Origin of the sequence: Mesorhizobium sp. M0518 (genome assembly GCF_040321125.1) — a bacterium.
GTDB lineage: Bacteria > Pseudomonadota > Alphaproteobacteria > Rhizobiales > Rhizobiaceae > Mesorhizobium.
In genome coordinates this window covers 301,421-325,970 of the sequence record NZ_JAMYQY010000001.1, presented here as the reverse complement: position 1 = coordinate 325,970, position 24,550 = coordinate 301,421, and the positions used below count along the sequence as shown (strand labels likewise).

The 24,550-nt window shown below is 64.0% G+C and carries 22 protein-coding genes; 18 read left to right on the top strand and 4 right to left on the bottom strand.

Annotation, left to right across the window (positions count from 1 at the left end):
* Positions 1-45 precede the first annotated feature (45 nt).
* Positions 46-702 carry a fructose-6-phosphate aldolase gene (gene fsa / locus NKI66_RS01655; protein WP_023811751.1) on the bottom strand — a complete coding sequence of 219 codons (657 nt, stop codon included), beginning with the start codon at positions 700-702 and terminating at the stop codon, positions 46-48.
* A gap of 90 nt (positions 703-792) precedes the next feature.
* Here fsa and NKI66_RS01650 point away from each other — a divergent pair, with 90 nt between their 5' ends.
* The 8 genes from NKI66_RS01650 to NKI66_RS01615 all read left to right on the top strand — a co-directional run bounded on the left by NKI66_RS01650 (position 793) and on the right by NKI66_RS01615 (position 9,667).
* Positions 793-2,976: a primosomal protein N' gene (locus NKI66_RS01650; protein WP_352750626.1), complete on the top strand. Its 2,184-nt coding sequence runs from the start codon at positions 793-795 to the stop codon at positions 2,974-2,976.
* Between the two features lie 53 nt (positions 2,977-3,029).
* On the top strand, positions 3,030-3,725 hold the full coding sequence (locus tag NKI66_RS01645; protein WP_352750624.1) for an aspartate/glutamate racemase family protein: 696 nt from the start codon (positions 3,030-3,032) through the stop codon (positions 3,723-3,725).
* Between the two features lie 95 nt (positions 3,726-3,820).
* Positions 3,821-4,216 carry an AGROH133_08824 family phage infection protein gene (locus NKI66_RS01640; protein ID WP_352750622.1) on the top strand — a complete coding sequence of 132 codons (396 nt, stop codon included), beginning with the start codon at positions 3,821-3,823 and terminating at the stop codon, positions 4,214-4,216.
* A gap of 246 nt (positions 4,217-4,462) precedes the next feature.
* Complete coding sequence (locus NKI66_RS01635; protein WP_352750620.1) at positions 4,463-5,023, top strand: F0F1 ATP synthase subunit delta; 561 nt, start codon at positions 4,463-4,465, stop codon at positions 5,021-5,023.
* The gene (gene atpA, locus NKI66_RS01630) at positions 5,023-6,552 is read left to right on the top strand and encodes a F0F1 ATP synthase subunit alpha (protein ID WP_023811756.1); all 1,530 of its coding nucleotides are present in this window, start codon (positions 5,023-5,025) and stop codon (positions 6,550-6,552) included. The genes NKI66_RS01635 and atpA overlap by 1 nt, the downstream gene beginning before the upstream one ends.
* 31 nt (positions 6,553-6,583) lie before the next feature.
* Positions 6,584-7,468, top strand: a complete 885-nt coding sequence (locus NKI66_RS01625; RefSeq protein WP_023811757.1) for a F0F1 ATP synthase subunit gamma — start codon at positions 6,584-6,586, stop codon at positions 7,466-7,468.
* A gap of 70 nt (positions 7,469-7,538) precedes the next feature.
* Positions 7,539-9,146, top strand: coding sequence for a F0F1 ATP synthase subunit beta (atpD, locus tag NKI66_RS01620; protein ID WP_023811758.1), 1,608 nt, complete (start codon positions 7,539-7,541; stop codon positions 9,144-9,146).
* Between the two features lie 113 nt (positions 9,147-9,259).
* Positions 9,260-9,667 (top strand): F0F1 ATP synthase subunit epsilon, encoded by a 408-nt coding sequence (locus tag NKI66_RS01615; RefSeq protein WP_013529039.1) that lies wholly within the window; start codon positions 9,260-9,262, stop codon positions 9,665-9,667.
* 118 nt (positions 9,668-9,785) lie between these two features.
* Here NKI66_RS01615 and NKI66_RS01610 read toward each other — a convergent pair whose 3' ends face one another.
* Positions 9,786-11,321 (bottom strand): mannitol dehydrogenase family protein, encoded by a 1,536-nt coding sequence (locus NKI66_RS01610; RefSeq protein WP_352750617.1) that lies wholly within the window; start codon positions 11,319-11,321, stop codon positions 9,786-9,788.
* 143 nt (positions 11,322-11,464) lie between these two features.
* Between NKI66_RS01610 and uxaC the strand changes: the two genes are divergently transcribed.
* From uxaC to NKI66_RS01570, 8 genes are all read left to right on the top strand, one after another.
* Positions 11,465-12,877, top strand: a complete 1,413-nt coding sequence (uxaC, locus tag NKI66_RS01605) for a glucuronate isomerase (RefSeq protein WP_352750615.1) — start codon at positions 11,465-11,467, stop codon at positions 12,875-12,877.
* Between the two features lie 36 nt (positions 12,878-12,913).
* Positions 12,914-13,891 carry a TRAP transporter substrate-binding protein gene (locus NKI66_RS01600; RefSeq protein ID WP_352750612.1) on the top strand — a complete coding sequence of 326 codons (978 nt, stop codon included), beginning with the start codon at positions 12,914-12,916 and terminating at the stop codon, positions 13,889-13,891.
* Between the two features lie 101 nt (positions 13,892-13,992).
* The gene (locus NKI66_RS01595) at positions 13,993-14,523 is read left to right on the top strand and encodes a TRAP transporter small permease (RefSeq protein WP_031213442.1); all 531 of its coding nucleotides are present in this window, start codon (positions 13,993-13,995) and stop codon (positions 14,521-14,523) included.
* 4 nt (positions 14,524-14,527) lie between these two features.
* On the top strand, positions 14,528-15,808 hold the full coding sequence (locus NKI66_RS01590) for a TRAP transporter large permease (RefSeq protein ID WP_352750610.1): 1,281 nt from the start codon (positions 14,528-14,530) through the stop codon (positions 15,806-15,808).
* Positions 15,809-15,815: 7 nt separating this feature from the next.
* Positions 15,816-16,595: a FadR/GntR family transcriptional regulator gene (locus NKI66_RS01585; RefSeq protein ID WP_352750608.1), complete on the top strand. Its 780-nt coding sequence runs from the start codon at positions 15,816-15,818 to the stop codon at positions 16,593-16,595.
* Between the two features lie 42 nt (positions 16,596-16,637).
* On the top strand, positions 16,638-17,489 hold the full coding sequence (kduI, locus tag NKI66_RS01580; protein WP_352750606.1) for a 5-dehydro-4-deoxy-D-glucuronate isomerase: 852 nt from the start codon (positions 16,638-16,640) through the stop codon (positions 17,487-17,489).
* A complete protein-coding gene (gene kduD / locus NKI66_RS01575; protein WP_352750604.1) occupies positions 17,486-18,250 on the top strand; it encodes a 2-dehydro-3-deoxy-D-gluconate 5-dehydrogenase KduD in 765 nt (254 codons plus the stop codon). Before kduI ends, kduD begins: the two co-directional genes overlap by 4 nt.
* Positions 18,251-18,260: 10 nt before the next feature.
* Positions 18,261-18,596 carry a cupin domain-containing protein gene (locus NKI66_RS01570; protein ID WP_023811768.1) on the top strand — a complete coding sequence of 112 codons (336 nt, stop codon included), beginning with the start codon at positions 18,261-18,263 and terminating at the stop codon, positions 18,594-18,596.
* A gap of 157 nt (positions 18,597-18,753) precedes the next feature.
* Here NKI66_RS01570 and NKI66_RS01565 read toward each other — a convergent pair whose 3' ends face one another.
* The gene (locus tag NKI66_RS01565; RefSeq protein ID WP_352441007.1) at positions 18,754-20,175 is read right to left on the bottom strand and encodes a coniferyl aldehyde dehydrogenase; all 1,422 of its coding nucleotides are present in this window, start codon (positions 20,173-20,175) and stop codon (positions 18,754-18,756) included.
* Between the two features lie 380 nt (positions 20,176-20,555).
* Between NKI66_RS01565 and NKI66_RS01560 the strand changes: the two genes are divergently transcribed.
* Both NKI66_RS01560 and recQ read left to right on the top strand, forming a co-directional pair.
* Positions 20,556-21,317 (top strand): sulfotransferase family protein, encoded by a 762-nt coding sequence (locus NKI66_RS01560; RefSeq protein ID WP_128304054.1) that lies wholly within the window; start codon positions 20,556-20,558, stop codon positions 21,315-21,317.
* A complete protein-coding gene (gene recQ / locus NKI66_RS01555; protein ID WP_352750602.1) occupies positions 21,317-23,158 on the top strand; it encodes a DNA helicase RecQ in 1,842 nt (613 codons plus the stop codon). The genes NKI66_RS01560 and recQ overlap by 1 nt, the downstream gene beginning before the upstream one ends.
* A 260-nt stretch (positions 23,159-23,418) precedes the next feature.
* On the opposite strand, the gene NKI66_RS01550 is transcribed toward recQ, so the two are convergent.
* Positions 23,419-24,315, bottom strand: a complete 897-nt coding sequence (locus NKI66_RS01550; RefSeq protein WP_128304052.1) for a LysR family transcriptional regulator — start codon at positions 24,313-24,315, stop codon at positions 23,419-23,421.
* Positions 24,316-24,550: the final 235 nt, after the last annotated feature.

Genomic DNA, 24,550 nt, shown 5'->3' with positions numbered 1-24,550 from the left:
CGGCCTTTTCATCACAAGCGAATTGGCTTTAGCCGATCGCCATTCTCAGCCGATCTTCTGGCCGGTTTTTGCCCAGTCGGCAAGGAACTGTTCCAGGCCCTTGTCGGTCAGCGGGTGCTTGACCAGTGCCTTCAGGGTCGCCGGCGGCGCGGTCACGACATCGGCGCCGATGAGTGCCGCCTGCTTGACATGGTTCACGGTGCGCACCGAAGCGACCAGGATCTCGGTCTGGAAATCGTAATTGTCGTAGATCTGCCTGATCTCCTGGATCAGCTCCATGCCGTCGATGCCGATGTCGTCGACGCGGCCGACGAAGGGCGAGATGAACGAGGCACCGGCCTTGGCCGCCAGCAGCGCCTGGTTGGCCGAAAAGCACAGCGTGACGTTGACCAGGCGGTTCATCTCGGTGCGGATCGTCTTGCAGGCCTTGAGCCCGTCCAGCGTCAGCGGCACCTTGATGCAGACATTGTCGGCGATCTTGGCCAGAACCTTGGCCTGCTGCATCATCTCGGAATATTCGGTGGCGGTGACTTCAGCCGAGACCGGACCCTTGACGATGTCGCAAATCTCTTTGGTGACCTCGGCGATCTTGCCGCCGGATTTGAGGATCAGCGACGGATTGGTGGTGACGCCGTCGAGCAGCCCCAGATCGTTCAGCTCACGGATATCCTTGACGTCGGCGGTGTCGACAAAAAATTTCATGGCGGGTCTCCTGAAGATTTTCATGTGCATGTCATGCACATTCGGGGTCGGCCTTTGATCTAGACCAAAGTCAGGGCAAGGTCACGCCTCATGATCGAAGATTCGCCCTTTGTCGCAGCCGCACCGGTGCTGGTGCCGATGCCCGCCGAACGCCCCTACACCTATGCCGTGCCGGCCGGCATGCGCGTGGTGCCGGGCTCGATCGTGCGCGTGCCGCTCGGTCCGCGCCAGGTCGCCGGCATCGTCTGGGATGGCGCGGTCGAGAAGGTCGACGCGAAAAAGCTGCGCCCCATCGAACAGGTTTTCGACTGCCCGCCGATCGACCGCGCGATGCGCCGCTTCGTCGACTGGGTGGCGCAGTACACGCTGTCGCCGCCGGGCATGGTGGCGCGCATGCTGCTCAGGGCGCCGGAGGCTTTCGACCCCGAACCGTGGATCGAGGGATTGCAGCGCACGCTTCTCGCACCCGACCGGATGACGAGCGCCAGGCAGCGCGTGCTGGAGACGGCCGAAGGCGGCCTTGCCTGGACGCGCTCCGGCCTCGCTCACGCCGCCGGCGTGTCGTCGACGGTGATCGACGGCCTGAGGGCGCAAGGCGTGTTCGAGACCGTGATGATCCCGCCGCGCCCGGTGGTGGCCGCGCCCGATCCCGCCTACGCCACACCGGAACTGATGCCGGACCAGAGCGCCGCGGCGCAGATGCTGCGCGCCAATGTCGCAGCCGGCGTGTTCAACGTCGCGCTGCTCGACGGCGTCACCGGATCAGGTAAGACGGAGGTTTATTTCGAAGCGGTGGCGGCTGCGCTCGACCAGGGCAGGCAGGTGCTGATCCTGCTGCCGGAAATCGCGCTGACGCATGCCTTTCTCGAGCGCTTCCAGCAGCGCTTCGGCGCCAAGCCGGGTGAATGGCATTCCGACCTGCCGCCGCGGATGCGCGAGCGGGTTTGGCGGCAAGTGGCGGAAGGCGGCGTGCGGGTCGTCGCCGGTGCGCGTTCGGCGCTGTTCCTGCCGTTCAAGGAGCTTGGCCTGATCGTCGTCGACGAGGAGCACGACCCTGCCTACAAGCAGGAGGACCGCGTCTTCTACAATGCGCGCGATATGGCGGTGGTGCGCGGCCATATCGGCAGCTTTCCGGTCGTGCTGGCGTCGGCGACGCCATCGGTTGAAAGCCGGGTCAATGCCAGCCAAGGTAAATACAACAGAGCGGTGCTTTCCGCTCGCTTCGCCGAGGCGGCGCTTCCGCATCTGAAGGCGGTCGACATGCGGCGCGCGCCGCCGGCGCGTGGCGGTTTCCTGTCGCCGGTGCTGCTCGACCAGATGCGCCAGACGCTGGAGAGGCAGGAGCAGTCGCTGCTGTTCCTCAACCGGCGCGGCTATGCGCCGTTGACGCTGTGCCGGGTCTGCGGGCATCGCTTCGGCTGCCCGGTCTGCTCGGCCTGGCTGGTCGAGCATCGTTTTCGCGGCCAGCTGGTCTGCCATCATTGCGGGCACAATGAGCGCCGCCCCGAAGCCTGCCCGGAATGCGGCACGCTCGATCATCTGGTCGCCTGCGGGCCAGGTGTCGAGCGGATTGCCGAAGAGGTCGTTACGCATTTTCCCGACGCGCGCACCATCGTCTTGTCGTCGGACCTGATGGGCGGCGTAAGGCGTCTGCGGCTGGAGCTGGAGGCAATCGCCGATGGCGAGGCCGACATCGTCATCGGCACGCAGCTCGTCGCCAAGGGCCACAACTTTCCCAACATGACCCTGGTCGGCGTCGTCGATGCCGATCTTGGCCTTGCCAATGGCGATCCGCGCGCCGCCGAGCGCACATTTCAGCTGCTCAGCCAGGTCACCGGCCGCGCCGGCCGCACCGGCAAGAAGAGCCTTGGCCTGCTGCAGACTTTTCAGCCCGACCACCCGGTGATGCGGGCGATCGTCTCGGGCGACGCCGAGGCGTTTTACGAACGTGAGATCGCCGAGCGCGAACGGGCCGCACTGCCGCCCTTCGGCCGGCTCGCAGGCGTCATCGTTAGTGCGGTGACGCGGGCTGAAGCCGAAGGCCATGCACGTGGCCTGCGCCGCGCCGCGCCCGAGGCGACAGATTTGTTCGTGCTGGGACCGGCGGAGGCGCCGCTGTCCCTGCTCGGCGGCCGCCACCGCTTCCGCCTGCTGATCCAGGGCGAACGGCGCGCCGACATACAAGGTTTTATCAGGGCCATGCTGGCTAGCGGACCGAAGCAACGCGGTTCGGTTCGGGTGCAGGTCGACATCGACCCGCAGAGCTTTTTGTAAGGTCGCGCTTTCAGCGATAGGTTGCCGTAAGCCAGCGAGATGTGGAAACTCATATGAAAACCCTCGGCCTTCTGGGCGGCATGAGCTGGGAATCCACCGCCATCTACTATCGCCTGCTCAACGAGATCGTGCGCGAGCGGCTGGGTGGGCTGCATTCAGCGAAACTGCTTCTGTGGTCGTTCGACTTCGCCGAGATCGCCGAGCGGCAGCATCATGGCGACTGGGACGGCGCCGGCGTGCTTCTCGTCGAAGCGGCGCGCAAGCTCGAGGCCGGCGGCGCGGATGGCCTGTTGTTGTGCACCAACACCATGCACAAACTTGCCGGCCAGGTGCAGGCGTCGGTGTCGATTCCGCTGATCCACATCGCCGATGCCACCGCGGTGGCGGTCAAGCGCGCCGGCATGCAGCGCCCGGCGCTGCTGGCAACGCGCTTCACCATGGAGCAGGATTTCTACAAGGGCCGGCTTGCCGACAAATTTGGCTTGAGCCCTGTCGTGCCCGATGTCGCCGGGCGCGAGATGGTCCATCGCGTCATCTACGAGGAATTGTGCCGGGGCATCGTCACGGAAATCTCCAAGGCGGCTTATATAGCCGAGACAGAACGCCTGCGCCGCGAAGAGGCGGCCGACAGCGTCATCATGGGCTGCACCGAGATCACCATGCTCATCGGCCAGCAGGATTTCGACATCCCGGTCTTCGACACAACGCGCATTCATGCCGAGGCGGCGGTCGAATTCGCGCTGGGTTGATGCGTTTGTCCTAAACTGCCTGATGCCATCTGGCGCGGCGTTTTTCCTCCGCTAGAATGCCCGGAATTTCAAAACAGGCATTTCGAGGGGACAAGATGGATTTTGCGCTTCCATGGCCGACGAGCCAGGGCGAATGGCTGGCCTGGTCGAGCGCCGTCGTCACCGTGCTGCTCGGCCTTTTGTTTTTTCTGGCGCCTGGCCTCGCCTTCCGTGCCCTGCGCTTGCAGGTCAAGCCAGAGAAGGCTGCGGCGATCGCCGAGGGGCGCGGCAGGATGTCGGGCTTCTATCTCGGCGTCGGACTGTGCTGCATCCTGCTGGCGCAGCCGCTGATCTACATGGCGCTCGGCTTTTCCTGGTTGTTCACCGCCTTTGGCCGGCTGCTGTCGATGATGTCGGATGGCGCCAACACGCCTTTCAATTGGGTTTCCATTGTGGTGGAATTGATCCTGGCGGCGTTACCGCTCGCCTTTGCCTTCGGCTTTCTGCCTTGAATCGTTGGGTATTCCGCGATGGAAGACGGGTGACTTTCGCCGGATGCGACAATAGTGCCTGAAAACCATGCGGAACGACGCATTGCGGTCTTAAAATGCCTGTGCTAGACGGCAATCGACTTTCGGCCGGGGATAGCGGAAGCCGCGCCTCCGTGCTCGAAAAAATGCAGTAAGGTCAAAGATTTAGCCAGAGTTTTTGCTCGCGCCAACAATCTACGGCCTGTCAGACAAGAGAAAAGACGGTCCGTGGCTCAATCGTCATCGCCAATCTCAGGTGTCGCAGAACGCTATGCGGGTTCGCTGTTCGAACTCGCCCTGCAGGCAAATTCCGTGGCCAAGGTCGAAGCCGACCTCAACAGCTTCGAAGTCATGCTCGCGGGCAGCGCCGACCTTACCCGGCTGATCAACAGCCCGGTGTTCTCCAGCGAGGACCAGGCGAAGGCCATCGCGGCAATCGCCGACAAGGCCGGGATTGCCGGCCTCACTGGCAATTTCCTGCGCGTCGTCGCCCGCAACCGCCGGCTGTTCGCCATTCCCGGCATGATCAGGGCGTTCCGTCAGATATCAGCTGAACATCGTGGTGAGACCGCTGCTGAAGTCACGTCAGCGCATGAGCTGACGGCGGCCCAGCAGACCGAACTCAAGGTGGCGCTGAAGAGCGTTGCCGGCAAGGACGTGGCCATCTCCGTCACCGTCGATCCGTCGCTGCTCGGCGGGCTGGTGGTCAAGATGGGCTCGCGCCAGATCGATACGTCGCTCAAAACCAAACTCAATTCGCTCAAGCTTGCACTGAAAGAGGTCGGCTGATGGACATCCGCGCCGCGGAAATTTCCGCAATTCTGAAAGACCAGATCAAGAATTTCGGCAAGGAGGCCGAGGTCTCCGAAGTTGGACAGGTGCTGTCCGTCGGTGACGGTATCGCCCGCGTCTACGGCCTCGACAATGTCCAGGCCGGCGAAATGGTCGAGTTTCCCGGCGGCATCCGCGGCATGGCGCTCAACCTCGAAGCCGACAATGTCGGCGTCGTCATCTTCGGCGCTGACCGCGACATCAAGGAAGGCGACATCGTCAAGCGCACCGGCGCCATCGTCGACGTTCCCGTCGGCCCCGGCCTGCTCGGCCGCGTCGTCGACGCGCTCGGCAATCCGATCGACGGCAAGGGTCCGATCAAGGCAGTCGAGCGCAAGCGCGTCGACGTCAAGGCGCCCGGCATCATTCCGCGCAAATCGGTGAACGAGCCGATGTCGACGGGCCTCAAGGCCATCGATGCGCTGATCCCGGTTGGCCGCGGCCAGCGCGAGCTGGTCATCGGCGATCGCCAGACCGGCAAGACCGCCATCATCCTCGACACGATGCTCAACCAGAAATCGGTGCACGACAACGGCCCCGAGAAGGAAAAGCTCTACTGCGTCTACGTCGCCGTCGGCCAGAAGCGCTCGACCGTCGCGCAGTTCGTCAAGGTGCTGGAAGAGCGCGGCGCGCTCGAATACTCGATCATCGTCGCCGCCACCGCTTCCGATCCGGCACCGATGCAGTTCCTGGCGCCGTTCGCCGGCGCCACCATGGGCGAATACTTCCGCGACAATGGCATGCACGCGCTGATCAGCTATGACGATCTGTCGAAGCAGGCCGTCGCCTATCGCCAGATGTCGCTGCTGCTGCGCCGCCCGCCGGGCCGCGAAGCCTATCCGGGCGACGTCTTCTACCTGCACTCGCGCCTGCTCGAGCGCGCCGCCAAACTCAACGACGATCTGGGCGGTGGGTCGCTGACCGCGCTGCCGATCATCGAGACGCAGGCCAACGACGTGTCGGCCTACATCCCGACCAACGTGATCTCGATCACCGACGGCCAGATATTCCTCGAAACCAACCTGTTCTTCCAGGGCATCCGTCCTGCGGTGAACGTCGGCCTGTCGGTCAGCCGCGTCGGCTCGGCCGCGCAGATCAAGGCGATGAAGCAGGTTGCCGGCTCGATCAAGGGCGAGCTCGCGCAGTACCGCGAAATGGCGGCCTTCGCGCAGTTCGGCTCCGATCTCGACGCCGCCACGCAGCGCCTGCTCAACCGCGGATCGCGCCTGACCGAACTCCTGAAGCAGCCGCAGTTCTCGCCGCTGAAGACGGAAGAGCAGGTCGCGGTGATCTTCGCCGGCGTCAACGGCTATCTCGACAAGCTGCCGGTCAACCAGGTCGGCAAGTTCGAGCATGGCCTGCTCAGCCACATGCGTTCGGCAGGCAAGGACGTCCTCGATGCCATCCGCAAGGAAAAGGCGCTGTCGGACGATCTGCGCGCCAAGCTGAAGGCCGAGATCGACGCTTTCGCCAAGACCTTCGCCTGAGCGAATTGCAAGACGGGATCAGGTTTGAAGCATGCCTTCATTAAAAGACCTTCGTAACCGTATCGCCTCGGTCAAGGCGACGCAGAAGATCACCAAGGCGATGCAGATGGTCGCCGCGGCGAAGCTGCGCCGTGCGCAAGAGGCTGCGGAAGCGGCGCGCCCCTATTCGGAGCGCATGGGTTCCGTGCTGGCCAACATCACCCAGGCCATCGGCGGCGGCGGCGATGCCCCGGCGCTGATGACCGGCACCGGCAAGGATGACGTGCATCTGCTCGTCGTCTGCACCGCCGAGCGCGGCCTGTGCGGCGGCTTCAATTCGCAGATCGCCCGCCTTGCCCGCGACCATATCCGCAAGCTTTTGGCGGACGGCAAGCAGGTCAAGATCATCTGCGTCGGCAAGAAGGGTTTCGACATCCTGCGCCGCGACTATGCGTCGATGATCATCGACCGCGTCGATCTGCGCGAGGTCAAGACACTCGGCTTCGTCAATGCCGATGCGATCGCCAAGAAGGTCATCCACCTCTTCAATGAGGGCGGCTTCGACATCTGCACGCTGTTCTATTCGCAGTTCAAGTCGGTGATCAGCCAAATCCCGACCGCGCAGCAGATCATTCCGGCCGGCGTTGCTTCGGCTCCTGCCGAGGCGACGGATGGCGGCAACGCCGTCTACGAATATGAACCGGAGCCGGGCGAAATCCTCTCCGACCTCATTCCGCGCAACATCTCCGTGCAGGTTTTCCGGGCGCTGCTCGAAAATGTGGCCGGCGAAATGGGCGCCAAGATGAGCGCCATGGACAATGCGACGCGCAACGCCGGCGACATGATCAACAAGCTGTCGATCACCTATAACCGCCAGCGGCAGGCGCAGATCACCAAGGAACTGATCGAAATCATTTCGGGCGCCGAGGCGCTCTAGGCGCGGTTCGCGGGTCATCGACCCGCGATCGGACCGCGTGAGAAACAAAGGACGAAAAAGGGTAAAGACGATGGCGAAAGCAGCGACCCCCCAGAAGGCGACATCCAAGACGGCAGCCCCCAAGGCCGCAGCCGCGAAAACCGCAGCCCCCGTGAAGGCGGCAAAGGCTCCAGCAGCAGCCGCGAAGGCTGCCCCGGCCAAGGCAGCAGCGCCGGCGAAGGCGGCCGCTGCCAAGACATCGGCAGTGGCCAGCAAGGCAACCGGCGTTGCCGGCAAGGTCCGCCAGGTCATCGGCGCCGTTGTCGACGTGCAGTTCGGCGATCACCTGCCGGCGATCCTGAACGCGCTCGAGACGACCAATGTCGGTAACCGACTGGTGCTCGAAGTCGCCCAGCACCTGGGTGAAAACACCGTGCGCTGCATCGCCATGGACTCGACCGAAGGTCTGGTTCGCGGCCAGGAAGTGCGTGACACCGGCGCGCCGATCACCGTGCCGGTCGGCCCGGGCATGCTCGGCCGCATCATCAACGTCATCGGCGAGCCGGTCGACGAAGAAGGCCCGGTCGACGCGACCGAAATGCGCTCCATCCACCAGCCGGCTCCGACCTATGTCGAGCAGTCGACGGAAGCGCAGATCCTGATCACCGGCATTAAGGTGCTCGACCTGCTGGCGCCCTACGCCAAGGGCGGCAAGATCGGCCTGTTCGGCGGCGCCGGCGTCGGCAAGACCGTGCTGATCCAGGAACTGATCAACAACATCGCCAAGGCGCATGGCGGTTACTCGGTGTTCGCTGGCGTCGGCGAGCGCACCCGCGAAGGCAACGATCTCTATCACGAGTTCATCGAATCCGGCGTCAACAAGAAGGGCGGCGGCGAAGGCTCCAAGGCGGCACTCGTCTACGGCCAGATGAACGAGCCGCCGGGCGCGCGCGCCCGCGTCGGCCTGACCGGCCTGACGGTTGCGGAATATTTCCGCGACCAGGGCCAGGACGTGCTGTTCTTCGTCGACAACATCTTCCGCTTCACCCAGGCTGGCTCGGAAGTGTCGGCTCTGCTTGGCCGTATTCCTTCGGCCGTGGGCTATCAGCCGACGCTCGCCACCGACATGGGCGCGCTGCAGGAACGCATCACCACCACCACCAAGGGCTCGATCACGTCCGTGCAGGCCATCTACGTGCCCGCCGACGACTTGACCGATCCGGCGCCGGCGACCTCGTTCGCCCACCTTGACGCGACGACGACGCTCAACCGCGCCATCGCCGAAAAGGGCATCTATCCGGCCGTCGATCCGCTGGATTCGACCTCGCGCATGCTCGACCCGCTGGTCGTCGGCGACGAGCATTATGGCGTCGCGCGCCAGGTGCAGTCGATCCTCCAGCGCTACAAGTCGCTGCAGGACATCATCGCCATCCTGGGCATGGACGAGCTGTCGGAAGAGGACAAGCAAACCGTGGCCCGCGCCCGCAAGATCGAGCGCTTCCTGTCGCAGCCGTTCTTCGTCGCCGAAGTGTTCACCGGCGCGCCGGGCAAGCTGGTCGACCTCGCCGACACCATCAAGGGCTTCAAGGGCCTCTGCAACGGCGACTACGATCACCTTCCGGAAGCTGCCTTCTACATGGTCGGCGGCATCGAGGAAGCGGTCGAGAAGGCACAGCGCCTCGCGGCTGAAGCGGCTTAATTTAGGGAATAGGGAGTAGTCAGTAGTGAGTGGGGAATAGCAGCTGCGTAATGTGGACCGGTTAGGGCCACTTACTACTGCCTAGTTCCTATTCCCTACTCACTAAATTGATCATGGCTGAAGCTTTCAAGTTCGAACTGGTCTCGCCGGAGCGTCTGCTCGTTTCCGAGCAGGTCGAATCCGTCGTCATTCCCGGCGCCGAAGGCGAGATGACCGTCATGGCGCATCACGCTCCGGTCATGACCACGATCAAGCCGGGCGTCGTCACGGTGAAGACCGCGGCGGGCGGCGAAGAGCGCTATGTGGTGTTCGGCGGCTTCGCCGACATCGTTCCGGCCGGCTGCACGCTGCTGGCGGAATCGGCTGTCGCGGTGAAGGATGTCGACCGCGCCGATCTCGCGCGCCGCATCCAGGAAGCCAAGGAAGACGCCACTGATGCCAAGGACGACGAGGCTCGCAGCAAGGCGGAACAGTTCCTTAGCCAGCTCACCACGCTGGAAGGCGCCATCCTGCCGGCGTAAGGCCTGAGCGCAGACTCTGGAATTCATGCCATTGGTAGCGCGCAGGACGGGCGTTCTGTCGCGATCCTTCGCGCCTAGGGGCGCTGTCCCGCCGACATCATAACCGCGAGGCCGTAGCTCAGGTCTGCTCGCTCTGTATGCCCAAGGCGGCGAAGGCCAGAACCGGACCATCGCGCCGCAGGTGGACGAGATGTACGGCCACCAGTTCGATCAGCGTCTGCCGCTCGGCATGGTCCCCAGCGAAGCCGGCCAGGTCGAACACCGCGGTCACGGTTTCGTTGGCCGGCAGCTGCTCGCTCAAAAGTGCCGTCAGCGCCGCGTCGAGCGGATCGGTGAAATGCCCCGCCGGCAAGGTTTTTCCTCGCGCGGCGCAAGCGGCGATCCAGGCAGCCACCACCAGGGTTAGATGGACCAATTCAGTACCGGCTTCGAGGCATTCGATGGCGGAGGCGACGATGCGCTGCGGCAGTTTCTGGCTGCCGTCATTGGCGATCTGCGCCGTGCGATGGGCAAGTGCAGTGTTGGAAAAACGCTCCGCGAGCTCCGCAGTATAGGCGCTCGTGTCCAATCCGGCATCCTCGGGCAGGGTCGGGATGGCTTCGGCCCACAATGCATCAACGAATTGCCGGATCGCCGGGTCGGCGAAGGCGCGGTCGACGGTGGCATGACCGCTGAGCAGGCCAAGATAGGCGATGGCCGAATGCGAGCCGTTGAGCAGCCTGAGCTTCATGTCCTCGAACGGGCCGACATCGCGAACCATGGTGACGCCGAATTGTTCCCACGCGGGCCGGCCAGTCGGGAACTTATCTTCGACCACCCACTGACAAAACGGCTCGGTCATCACGGGCCAGGCATCCTCGACGCCGAGTTCTTCAGCGATCCGCACCCGATCGGCGTCAGTGGTTGCGGGCACGATGCGATCGACCATGCTGGAGGGAAACGCGACTTGTTGTGCGATGTGGTCGGCAATTCCGACATCGCTCGATTGCGCGAGCCCGGCATCTCGCAACTGGGCGAATTCGACCAACAGCCGGTGCAGCGTGGCGCCGTTGGCCGGCAAATTGTCGCAACACAGGACAGTGAAGGGCGGCGTGCCGGCGGCGCGTCGCCGGGCAAGCGCCTCGGTCAGAAAACCATGCGCTGTCTTCGGCATCCGGGGATTGGCCAGATCATGGGCGATATCGGGATGAGCGGTGTCCAGCCCGCCGCCTGCCGCCCTCAGATAGGCCTTTTCAGTGATCGTCAGCGTGACGATGCGGGTGCGCGGATCGGTCAGCGCGACTAGCACCGCCCTGGGATCCTCCGGCGCCACCAGCATCACACCGATCGAACCGATGACCTGAAGCCTTTCGGTTCCACTGCTTCTGATCGCCAGCGTGTAGAGCCCGTCCTGCGGCGTGAGAGCGTCGCGCGTGTCGGTGCTGCGCAGCGAAACGCCTGTTATGCCCCAATCCGCGTCGCCTGCCGCCAGGCAATCGTCGACATAGGCTGCCTGATGGGCGCGGTGGAAGGCGCCGACACCAAGGTGCACGATGCCCGGGACGACGCGGCTGCGATCATACGCAGGTGTCGCGATCGAAGCCGGCAACGCGCGCACCGTCTTCGTGGAAAGGCGTTCGGTCGTCGTGGTGCGACTGGTCTGGTCGGATGACATGAGTGGCCTCGGCAGGGATCGGCAAAGCGGCGTAACATTCGATTTCCTGCCACACAATGGGTCGAAAAGTCATCATACAACAATCGGATTTTTGTATGTTGACATTATTTCTTGCCGCCCCTACCGATAGTGGCCTTGGGAGGATGACCGTGACACTGACCCATGCGGATCTGCTGTTTCCCGCCGAGGCGCATTCGCGCGCGATTGCCCGTGATCTCTATGCCGGGATCAAGGACCTGCCCCTTGTCAGCCCGCATGGCCACACCGATCCGCGCTGGTATGCGCTGAACGAGCCATTCCCGGATCCGGCGCAACTGCTCATCGTCCCGGATCACTACATCTTCCGCATGCTGTTCAGCCAGGGCGTCCGCCTCGAGGATCTCGGCGTCGCGACGCTGGACGGCGCGCCTGTCGAAACCGACGGCCGGACGATCTGGCGGCGCTTTGCCGAGCACTATTATCTGTTTCGGGGCACACCGACCCGGCTGTGGTTCGACCAGGTACTTGCCGATCTGTTCGGCATCGACGAACCGCTGACCGCCGCGACGGCCGACCGCCACTACGACACGATTGCAACGCTGCTGCAGTGGGAGAATTTTCGCCCGCGCGCGCTGTTCGAGCGTTTCAACATCGAGGTCATCGCGACCACGGAAGGCGCGCTCGACGATCTCAAATGGCACCAGATGATCCGCGACAGCGGCTGGCAGGGCCGTGTGGTCACCGCCTACCGGCCGGATGCCGTCGTCGATCCTGATTTCGAGGGGTTTTCACCCAATCTCGATCGGCTCGGCGAGATCACCGGCTGCGACACCGGCAGCTGGGCCGGATATCTCGACGCGCATCGCCAGCGGCGCGCCTTCTTCAAAAGCTTCGGCGCGACTTCGTCAGATCATGGCCATCCGACGGCCGAGACCGCCAATCTTTCGGATGCGGCGGCGCAAGAGCTGTTCAATCGGGTTCGCCGTGGTTCCGACGATGAGCGCGAGCGAAAACTGTTCCGCGCCCAGATGCTGACCGAGATGGCCAAGATGAGCCTCGACGATGGGCTGGTCCTGCAGATCCATCCCGGCTCCTGGCGCAACCATTCGCCCGCAATCTTCCAAAAATTCGGCCGCGACAAGGGCTTCGATATCCCGACCCGGACCGACTATGTGACGGCGCTGAAGCCGCTGCTCGACTGCGTCGGGCTGGAGCGCGACCTCACCGTCATTCTCTTTACGCTCGACGAAACCAGCTATGCGCGCGAGCTGGCTCCGCTGGCCGGTGTCTACCCGGCGCTGAAGCTCGGGCCGGCCTGGTGGTTCCACGACAGCCCGGAAGGCATGCAGCGGTTCCGCGAGATGACCACCGAGACGGCCGGCTTCTACAACACCGTCGGCTTCAATGACGATACCCGCGCCTTTCCATCGATCCCGGCACGTCACGATGTGGCGCGGCGGGTCGACTGCGCGTTCCTGGCGCGTCTCGTCGCCGAGCACAGGCTGCGCGAGGACGAGGCGCATGAGCTGGCGCGGGAACTGACCTATACGCTGGCGAAAAAGGCGTATCGGCTCTGAAGGGGCAACTCGCCCGCAATGCAAAGGGAGGAAACCATGTTGCATTTTTCAAGACTGACGGGAGCTGCGCTGCTCGCCGCCGCACTGATGGCCGGAATGGCAAGCGCCCAGACGGTTCTGCGCTCGTCCGACACCCACCCGGACGGCTATCCGACGGTCGAGGCAGTCAAATATTTCGGCGAGCTTGTAAAGGAGCGTACGGCCGGCCGCTATGCGGTCGAGCTCTATCATTCCGCGCAGCTAGGCGAAGAAAAGGACACGATCGAGCAGGTTCGCACCGGCGTGATCGACCTCAACCGCATCTCGATGGCGCCGTTCAACGGGCTCATTCCCGAAACCACTGTGCCCTCGCTGCCCTACATCTTCCGCTCGGAAGACCATATGCACAAGGTCATGGACGGGGCGGTCGGCGACCAGATCGCGGCGGCGTTCGAACAGGTCGGGCTGGTGCTGCTCGCCTTTTATGACAGTGGCGCGCGCTCCTTCTACAATTCGAAGAAACCGATCAACTCATTAGCCGATCTGGCCGGCATGAAGTTCCGCGTCATTCAGTCCGACATCTTCGTCGACATGGTGGCGGCACTCGGCGCCAACGCGACGCCGATGCCGTATGGCGAGGTGTATTCGGCGATCGAGACCGGGGTCATTGACGGCGCGGAAAACAATTTTCCGAGCTACGACACCGCCAAGCATGCGGAAGTCGCCAAGTTCTATTCGCTCGACGAGCACACTATGGTGCCGGAAGCCTTCGTCATGGCGAAGTCGAGCTGGGACAAGCTGACGCCGGAGGATCAGGCGATCTTCAAGGCGGCCGCCAAGGAGAGCGCCGTCAGGCAGCGCGAGCTGTGGACCGCCAAGGTCAAGGAATCGCGCGCCAAAGTCGAAGCGGCCGGTTCGCAGATCACGACGCCGGACAAGCAGCCCTTCATCGACGCCATGGGTCCGGTCTACGAGAAGCACGTCAAGGACGACAAGCTGAAGGCCATGGTCGAAGCCATCAAGGCCGTGCAGTGATCAAGCGGCGGCGCGGGCATTCCGCGCCGCCATCCCCCTTGCGGAGAGAACCGGTGACCTCCAGCCCAGCACACAGACCGCCCCTGTCCGGCGTCGCCCGCATGATGTCGCGCGTCAGCACAGCGGCGCTATGGGTCGCAGGCATCGGGCTGGTGCTGATGACCGCCTTCGTCGCCTGGCAGGTGTTCGGTCGTTATGTCCTGAACCGCTCGCCAAGCTGGACCGAGCAGGGCTCGGTGATGCTGATGAGCTGGTTCATTTTCCTCGGCGCTGCCGTCGGGGTGCGCGAGAACTATCACCTCGGCTTCGACGTCCTGCTCTACGTGCTGCCCAAAGGCGGCAAGCGTTGGCTGCGGATGATCTCGGACCTCGTCGCGCTCGCCTTCGGCATCGGTATGATCTGGTATGGCAGCCAACTGGTCGCATTGACCTGGGGCGCTACCTTGCCGTCGCTCGGCATATCGGGGGGCTGGGACTACGTCCCGCTGGTCGCGGGAGGCGTGCTCGTCGCGCTCTTCACGCTGGAGCGCATCGTGCTTCGTCTCTCCGGTGCGCCGATCGACGATGTGCTCGATGAACTGCCGCCGGCGGAAGTCGCAACCGAACTCGACACGGCGAACGTGAAGGTCTGACGGCATGGAACTCTGGATACTCTTCGGCGTCTTCACCCTTCTGATGCTTATCGGCACGCCGATCGCTTTCTGCCTCGGCGTCGCAAGCTTTGCCACCGTCCTCTACATGGGCCTGCCGCCGCTCATCGTGTTCCAGCGCCTGAATTCCGGCATGAGCGTCTTTTCGCTGCTGGCCATTCCCTTCTTCATCTATGCCGGCGACTTGATGGTGCGCGGCGGCATCGCCAGCAAGATCGTTGCCTTCGCCGGCTCGCTCGTTGGCCATTTGCGCGGCGGCCTCGGGCAGGTCAACATTGCGACCGCTACACTGTTCGGCGGCATTTCGGGCTCCGCCGTGGCCGAGGCAGCGGCGGTCGGCGGCTTGATGATCCCGCAGATGAAGGCGCGTGGATATGGAGCGGATTACGCCGTCAACGTCACGTCGATGGCGGCGCTGATCGCGCTGCTCCTGCCGCCGTCGCACAACATGATCATCTACTCGATCTCGGCAGGTGGAAAGATCTCCATCGCCGACCTGTTCACGGCCGGCATCATTCCGGGCCTGCTGTTGGCCCTGTCGCTGATGATCACCGCCTATTTCGTGGCGCGCTCCCGCGGCTATCCGACCGAGCCGTTTCCGGGCTTAACCGCCGTCGCGCATCTCTTCGCTGTCGCGGTGCCCGGCCTGCTGCTGATCGCGATCATCTTCGGTGGCGTACGATCGGGCGTTTTCACGGCGACCGAGAGTTCCTGCGTCGCGGTCATCTATGCGTTGCTCGTTACTGTCTTCGTTTACCGGCAGATGACTTGGGAAGGTTTCGTTCATGCCACCCATGGTGCCGTGCGCACCACGGCCATGGTGCTGCTCATTATCGGCATGGCGGCGGCGTTCTCGTGGTTGATGGCCTTCCTGAAAGTGCCGGCAGCGCTCATAGCCTCCATGAACGCGATCTCGGACGATCCGCTGATCGTGCTTCTCCTGCTCAACGTCTTGATGCTGTTCCTCGGCACCTTCATGGACATGGGCCCGACGATCATCATCTGCACGCCGATCTTCCTGCCCGTGGCGCAAGCCTACGGCGTCGACCCGGTGCATTTTGGCGTTATCATGATCCTCAACTTCGGCATCGGGCTGAATACGCCGCCGGTGGGCGCTGTGCAGTTCGTGGCGTGCGCAGTGGGCAAGATATCCGTCTGGGAAGCGATGCGCTCGATCTGGCCGTTCTATGGGGCCGGGCTCGTGGTACTGGGGCTCGTCACTTACATTCCGGCCATTTCGCTCTGGCTACCGAGCGTCTTCAAATAGGGGCGACATGGCATCGGACACCGCAACCGACCTCAGGGTCGAGAGAAAACCCAAACTGTCGGAGACCGTGGTCGCGACGATCCGCAAGCAGTTGCAGGCGGGTGAGATCCTGCCCGGCCATAAATTACCGACCGAAGGCCAACTGACCGAAACCTTCGGCGTCAGCCGCACCGTCATCCGCGAGGCGCTGGCCAAGCTTGCCGCCGACGGGCTGGTCGAACCGCGCCAGGGCGCCGGCGTCTTCGTCACAGAGCACATCTCGACAATGTTCGGCGCGCTGGCCGCCGACATGGGCAGCAAGGATTCGATCGCACTCAACGTGCTCGAGGTGCGGCTGGCGATCGAGATCGAATCGGCCGGGCTCGCCGCCATCCGTCGCAACGCCGCGCAGGAGGCGGCGATCCAGGAAGCCTTCTTCGAATTCGAGCGGCTGCTGCTTGCCAGCGAGCCGACCGGTCCGGCCGACCTCGCCTTCCATCGCGCCATCGCCAGCGCAACCAGCAACCCCTTCTATGTCGAGATGCTCGACGTGCTCGGCCGGCGCGCCATCCCGTGCGACGTGACTTCGCCCTGGTCGACCGAACTGGCGCAATCCGACAGCTATCAGCGCGGGCTCCAGCGCGAGCATCTGGTGATCCTCAACGCCATTACCTCTGGCGATGCCGAGGCCGCGCGCGAGGCGATGCGCGCGCACCTCACCGCCAGCCAGCAGCGTTACCGCGAGCGGCTGCATGCACGTCAGGCTTTTTATTCCAGTTCGGTCAAGGCCGCCGCTGCCGGCGAATAATCATCTCAAGTCAAGACAACCCCATCTCAAGTCAGGATTGAAATGAGCCAGAGCCATATCGACTGTACATCACGCTTTGCCATCGACCCGGTCGCCGCCGCGGCGATGGGAACCGATGAGCTGCGTCACAATTTCCACATTGACGGCCTGTTCCAGCGCGGCCGCATCAGCCTGACCTACACCCATTACGACCGCATGATCGTTGGTGGCGCCGTGCCGACTGGCGCACCGCTGCCGCTGGAAGCGATCAAGCCGACCGGCACGAAGAACTTTCTCGACCGTCGCGAGCTGATCGCCGTCAACATCGGCGGCGCGGGCGTCATCACGGCCGGCGGCCAGTCCTTCGAATTGCAGGCGCGCGACATGCTCTATCTCGGCATGGGCACCACCGACGTGTCCTTCGCCTCGGTGGACAAGACCGCGCCGGCTAAATTCTATCTGCTCAGCGCGCCTGCGCATCAGGCCTGGCCCAGCCGGCTGATCCGCATCGGCGACGCCAAGCGCCTCGATCTCGGCAGCAAGGACACCTGCAACGAGCGTTCGATCTTCCAGTTCATCCATGCCGAGGGCGTGAAGACCTGCCAGCTGGTGGTCGGCATGACTCAGTTGGCTCCAGGATCGGTGTGGAACACCATGCCATGCCATGTGCATGACCGGCGCATGGAGGCCTATCTCTATTTCGACCTGGCCGAGACGGCGCGCGTCTTCCATTTCATGGGCGAGCCTGACGAGACGCGCCATATCGTCATGAGCAATGAGGAGGCGGTGCTGTCGCCGGGATGGTCGATCCACTCCGGTGCCGGCACCTCCAACTACGCTTTCATCTGGGCGATGGCCGGCGACAATGTCGACTATACCGATGTCGACGCGGTGGCGTTGGACGAATTGCGGTGAGCGATCTCTCCGCCTTCAGCCTGGCCGGAAAACGCATTCTCGTCACCGGCGCCAACACCGGCATCGGCCAGGGCATCACGGTGTCGATCGCACGCGCCGGGGGCGCGGTGATCGGCGTCGGCCGCTCGTCGATGGACGATACGGCAGGCAAGGTCGCCGCAATGGGCGGGCAATTCGAGGCGGTGAGCGCCGACCTTGCCGATACGGCTGCCGCCGGCCCGATGCTCGACCGGATCTGGGGCGAAAGCGGTCCGCTCGATGGGCTGGTCAACAATGCCGGCATCATCCGGCGCGCCGATGCCGTCGATCTCAGCGAGGCCGATTGGGACGACGTCATGGACATCAACCTGAAGACGGCTTTTTTGCTCTGCCAGTCCTTTGCCAGACGTGTCCTGGCCGGCGGGCGCCGGGGCAAGATCGTCAACATCGCCTCGGTACTGAGTTTCCAGGGCGGCATCCGCGTCGCGTCCTACACCGCATCGAAGCACGGCGTGCTCGGCATCACCCGGTTGCTCGCCTGCGAATGGGCGCAAAAGGGCATCAACGTCAACGCCATCGCGCCGGGCTATATCGAAACCAACAACACTGAAGCACTGAGGGCCGATCCCGATCGCAGCGCCGCCATTCTGGCGCGCATCCCGGCCGGCCGCTGGGGCGAAGCGGCAGACATTGGCGATGCCGCCGTGTTCCTGCTGGCGCCGGCGTCGAACTACATGCATGGAGCGGTGGTGCCGGTGGATGGCGGCTGGCTTGCGCGATGAGGAGACGACGATGACCACAAAGATTTTCGCGCATGCCGGCGAGGGCGCCTGGACGCCGACCCCGGACGGCAACAGGCGACGCGTTCTCCTGCATACCGACGAGTTGATGCTGGTCGAATTCGGCTTCGACAAGGGTGGCGTCGGCGCCCTGCATTCGCACCCACACGTCCAGGCTAGCTATGTCGCCGAGGGCCGCTTCGAGGTGACCATCGACGGTAGGACCGAAACCATCGAGACCGGCGGCAGCTTCATTGTGCCGTCCGGTCTGGTGCACGGCGTCAAGGCGCTGGAAGCAGGGCGGCTGGTCGACAGCTTCACGCCGCACCGGGCCGATTTCCTCGGCTAGCCAGGGAAGACCCGCACCTCAAAAGAGGCGCGGGTTGTTGCCTGGGCGCTTGTGGCGCCGCGGTACTCAAGACATGACCGCAGGATGCGAACCTGCCGCATGATGGTGAACATAGGCTTAACGCGCCGGGTGTTCGTGATGGCGGTGACTGCGTCGGTCAGGTGATATGCCGGAGCAGGCTGAAGAGCCGCTCGAACGTCTTGCCGTAGGGCGGGCGCAACAAGGCTCCCGCGCTCAGCCGGGACTGCAGGAAAACCGGCTTCTCCTTGCTGAAGGTGCGAAAGCCCCATTCGCCGTGATAGGCGCCCACGCCGCTGGCGCCGACGCCGCCGAAAGGCTGGTTCTCCTGCACCAGATGCAGCATGCAGTCGTTGATGGTGACGCCGCCGGCGACGGTCTCATGCAGGATGCGTTGACGGTTGCCGCTGTCGCGCCCGAACCAGTAGAGCGCCAGCGGCCGGTCCGCCCCGTTCACATGGGCTATCGCCTCGTCGATCCCGGCATATTCGACGATGGGCAGTACCGGCCCAAAAATCTCCTCGCGCATCAGCCGCAGGTTTGCGCCGGCGTTGCGGACCAGGGTCGGCGGCAATTTCCGGTTTGTCGCGCCGAATGCCTCGCCGGCCGGGTTGATTTCGGTGACATCGGCGCCGGCATTACGCGCCTCGGTGATCATGTCGCGCAGGCGCTGGTGGTGCCGCTCGCTGATGATGGCGGTATAATCGGGGTTGTCGCGCAGGGTTGGGTAGAGCTTCGTGATCGCCGTTGCGAGCTTGGCAGCGACCGTGCCTGCCTGTCCCTTCGGCACCAGCAGATAATCCGGCGCGATGCAGGTCTGCCCGGCATTCAACAGCTTGCCATAGGCAATGCTGGATACCGCCGCGTCGAGATCGCATGACGGATCGAAGATTGCCGGCGACTTGCCGCCGAGTTCGAGCGTGACCGGGGTCAGGTTGGCGGCCGCGGCGATCGCGACCTGGCGTCCGACCGCGGTCGAGCCGGTGAACAGCAAATGATCGAAAGGCATCGACACGAAGGCCTTTCCCATCTCCGCGTCGCCGCTGATGACGCTGAGCTCATCGGGTGCGAAATGCTCGGCAACGAGTTTGGCCAGCAGCGCTGAAAATGCCGGCGTCAATTCGGAAGGTTTTATAAGCACGCGATTGCCGGCCGCGAGTGCCGCCGTGACCGGCGCGACGGCGAGCTGGAAAGGATAATTCCAGGGCGACACGATGCCGACGACGCCGAGCGGCTGCGGGACGAGGCGATTTCGGCCGGGCAGGAACGGCATGGTGGTGACAACGCGGCGTTCGCGCATCCAGCCCCTGAGGTGCGACAGCGCGTGGCGGATACCGGCGCGCACGACGAACAGTTCCGCAAGACGCGTCTCATGCGCGGAACGGCCGCCAAAGTCGGTGTCGATGGCGGTGCAGATGTCGGCTTCATGCCGCTCGGTCAACGCCAACAGGCGTTTCAGGCGATCCTTGCGGATGCCAAAGTTGGGGAAAGGCTGCGCCTCGAAGGCAGCACGCTGCAACCGAAACCGCTCGCCGAGAGCATCCTGAATGGCCTGCAGCATCGCGCCCTCCCTGACTTGTCGGGCCGAGCTTACATCGTGGTGCGTGGCGGAATCCAGCGGGGGTGCAGGTCTCGCAAGGGAAGGTGCTGCGGCGAGCCTTGGATCAATCGGTCAGCTTCCGCGTTCGCGCCGCAGGCTTTCCTTGTGCCGGCTTGTTCTGGTTGTGGTCCGGTGTCAGCTGCGCTAAGGCAAGGTGCCCATGCGGAGAGTCGTTTTGACCGGTTTCCACATCCTCTCCAATCCACGAAATTGCAGCCCGGTGTCTGCCTGATGCAGGCATCGGCGATGAGTATCTTGGCCGTGGCCCGCAGGCGGCGCGTTTCGTCCCGGGTGGCCCTGATGCAAGATCGGGTTGCCGCATTGCGCCAGCGGAATTGCGGATGAAGGGCGCGCGCAGGCTTGAGGCTGCGTTTGGAGCGGCCGCGCGAAGGGTTATGCGGGAGTTTCTGCGATTCGTGCCGCTGTCTCTGAAACAGCGCATGCAAAGACGCACATACGCACGCGCAACGCCCGCCAACAGAATTTTCATTTCGGGCTGCGCGCGCAGCGGGACGACGCTGACACAGCGGCTGATGAGGTGTTTCGGGGATATTTTCGTCCATCCGCCCGAAGCGCGATACACAATGCTGGACATGCTGGATCGGCCGGAATCGAACCTCGTCGTCAAGCGCGATGCGCGCGGTTTTGCGCATCTGGCGAAGCTACCTCCCTCCATCGGCTTGATCTATTGTGTGCGCCATCCATTCGACACGCTGACAAGTTCGCATCCGCAAACACGCCACGAGCGTCGGTTCCACGTCACGCCGCATCGCTGGCTGGCCGAATACGACGCGCTGACCCGGCTGAAGAAGGCACAACCGCACCGGCAGATACTCTTTGTCCGCTACGAAGACATGATCGGCGCGCCCGATGCGCAGCAGGACAGAATCGCGCAGTCGTTCGGACTGACACCGCGCATTCGTTTCAGCGAGGATCCGGACAATCCGATCCGGGTGGCTTCGTTGAGAAAATGGGAACGGAATGAAGAATTCAGGACCTATCTCGACGGTCTGCCCCCGGCATTTCTCGTCGGCGTCCGGCGTTTCTGCGCCGAGTTCGGCTATGACATGCCAATAAGCACGCCGACCGTGGACGCGCGGTGATGCAGGCACCGGCGGCCGTCGCGACAGAAGAGCGAGATCCCAAGCGGCGCGTGCTGAAAGACGTGTTCGGCTTCGATGATTTTCGCCCCGGCCAGGCCGATGTCATGGACGCGCTGCTGGCTGGGCGTCATGTGCTGGCCGTCATGCCGACAGGTGCGGGCAAATCGCTCTGCTACCAAGTGCCGGCACTGGTCCTGGGTGGGCTCACCATTGTCGTTTCGCCGCTGGTGGCGCTGATGCAGGATCAGGTCGCCGCCTTGCGGCTTGCCGGCGTGGCGGCCGACACGATCAATTCCTCGATCGACCGCGATGCCAATATCGCCGCATGGCGTCGCGTCGCCTCAGGCCAGACGCGCCTGCTCTATCTCGCGCCGGAGCGGCTGATGACCGAGCGGATGCTCGAGGCGCTGGCCAGGCTCGATGTCAGCCTGATCGCCGTCGACGAGGCGCATTGCATTTCGCAATGGGGGCCGGCGTTCCGGCGCGAATACGAGGACCTGTCGCGTCTGCGCGGCATCTTTCCCAACGTGCCGATCATCGCGCTGACGGCAACGGCAGACGAAGGCACGCGCACCGACATCGAATCCCGGCTATTTGCCGAGCGCGTCGAGACCCTGGTGCTGGGCTTCGACCGGCCGAACATCAAGCTTGCCATCGAGGCCAAGCAGGACAGCAAGCGGCAATTGCTGCGCTTCGTCGCGCGCCATCCCGGCCGCAGCGGCATCGTCTACTGCCTGTCGCGCAAGAAGACGGAGGAGATGGCGGCCTTCCTCGAGAAGAACGGCGTGACCGCGCTCGCCTATCATGCCGGCATGAGCAAGGAGGCGCGAGACGCCAACCAGAACAGCTTCATGACCCTTTCAGGCGTCGTCATGGTGGCGACCATCGCTTTCGGCATGGGCATCGACAAGCCTGATGTCGCCTATGTCTTCCACACCGACATGCCGGGCAGCCTGGAGGCCTACTACCAGGAGATCGGCCGCGCCGGCCGCGATGGGCGGGACGCCGAGGCGCATATGCTGTTCGGCCTTGGCGATATCCGCATGCGCCGGATGTTCATCGACGACGAGGATGCGCCGCCCGAGCACAAGAGGCGCTCGCATGGCCGGCTCGACACGCTGATCGGCTATTGCGAGACGGCGCAGTGCCGCCGCCAGGTGCTGCTCGGCTATTTCGGCGAAGAAGCGCAGCCTTGCGGCAATTGCGACACCTGCCTCGACCAGGCGCCGCGCGCCGATGGCGGAGCGGAGGCGCGGATCATCCTGGCAGCCATCGCCCAGAGTGGCGAACGCTTCGGTGCCGGCCATGTCATCGACATTCTGCTCGGCCATGAAACCGAGAAGGTGCTGGCCAGGAACCACCAGAGGCTCGCCAGCTTCGGCAGCGGACTGGCGCACAAGAAGGACTCTTGGCTGTCGCTAATCCGGCAGCTCGTCGCCGGCGGGTTCCTGATGCCGGATCCGGCCGGCCATGGCGGGCTCGCCATCGCCGAAAAAGGCCATGCGCTTGGCCGTGGCGAGGTGCCGTTCCATTATCGCGTCGAGGTGCGCAGCCGCGCCTTGCGCGGCAAGACGCGCTCCGGGCAGGATTTCGGGCAATCGGATGTGGACACCGGGCTGCTGGCCGCGCTGAAGACCTTGCGACTGCGGCTCGCCAAGGAGCGCCAGGTGCCGGCCTATGTGGTGTTTTCCGATCGCACCCTGATCGACATGGCAGAGCGCCGCCCAAACGACCTCGACGCCTTCGCTGAAGTGAATGGGGTTGGGGCGGCAAAGCTGAAGGAGTTCGGCCAGGTTTTTCTGAGTACGATTGCCGAGCACCAATCCGATGGCTCGGCCTGAGGTCAGATCAGCGACTGGTCACGCGTCCTGAAGCATAGCGATCTTCGGAGAGGGCATCCGTTCCGAGACCTCCTGTTCCGTCGCCGCCCATTCCTCCACCGCCCATGCCCCCGCCGAGACCGATCAGTTCAATGTTCTCTGGCCGGCCCGCCGACAGATCAGGCCCAGACTGAGGCGTTCATCGACTTCATGGCTGAGCATCTTCAACCGCAATAGGTGCCGCTGTCCGCCTATCCACCGCAGCGTCGACCCGCGGGGCGTCAGTCGCGCGATATGGACAGTCCCGTGAAAAGCGGAGCGTAGGCGGCGAGCCTGCGGGATACGAACTCCGTGAAGAGCCGCACGCGCTTCGTCTTGCGTGTCTCCCCCTGTGTGAGAAGCCAGAGCGTTCCGTACATGTGCAGGTCGGTGCCCGGCACCCTCACCAGCAGGGGGTCGGCATCTCCGACGAAGCACGGCAGTGTCGTGATCCCGAGACCTTGCCGTACGGCAACGATCTGCGCCTCGGCGTCCGTGGTCCTGAATGGAACCCCCGCGGTGCGAACCTCACCCGCGCCGGCCCACTCTGGAATTCCATGAACGCTTATGACGATCCACCGGATGGGATCAGGCGCGCCCGCACGCCACGCGGCCAGGCGATCGCGGGACATGTAGACGCCGCCGAACACCTCCGGTCCCTTCAGGCCGTGAAGATTGAGCGGCAGGGTTTTGCGGTCGTAGACGACGCGGATCGCGACGTCGGCCTCTCGGCTGGTCAGATTTGCCAGCTCGCCGGACGACAGGATTTCCATCTCGATGTCCGGGTGCAGACGCGCGAAATCGGCGAAGTCCGGCATGAGCAGGTGTGTCGCGAGGGGAGGTGCCAGCGTCACCCGCAGAAGCCCGCGCACACCCTGGTCGCGCCCGAAGACGCGCGTCTCCAGCTGGTGCGACGACGCTTCCATCTGGTTCGCGAGATCGAGGACCTCCTCGCCCGCAGCCGTCAGGCGGTAGCCCGAAGGCAGCTTTTCGAACATGTGCGCTCCGAGGCGTTCCTCGAGCTGGGCGACGCGTCGCAGCACGGTCGAGTGATTCACCCCGAGCTGCGCGCCGGCAGCCCGCACCGAGCCTCCGCGCGCGACGGCAAGAAAGTAGCGAATGTCATCCCAGTCGATCATGGTGCAATCCGGCACCGCGCGGTGCGCCTTCCAAAGCCCGTATCTAACGCATGCTACAGCAGTACGGGCGGGACATCATAGCTTATGTCGACAGGGGCGGCGCAATTCCGAATGGCGGACACGGATCGTCACGGCTGGCGTCAGTTCCTGAAAGCGGATCGATTTTGCACCACCGATGTGCGCGCTTCCGCACTCACGGCGTGACTCTGACGGGCCCATCTAGAGGTTCTCGGGG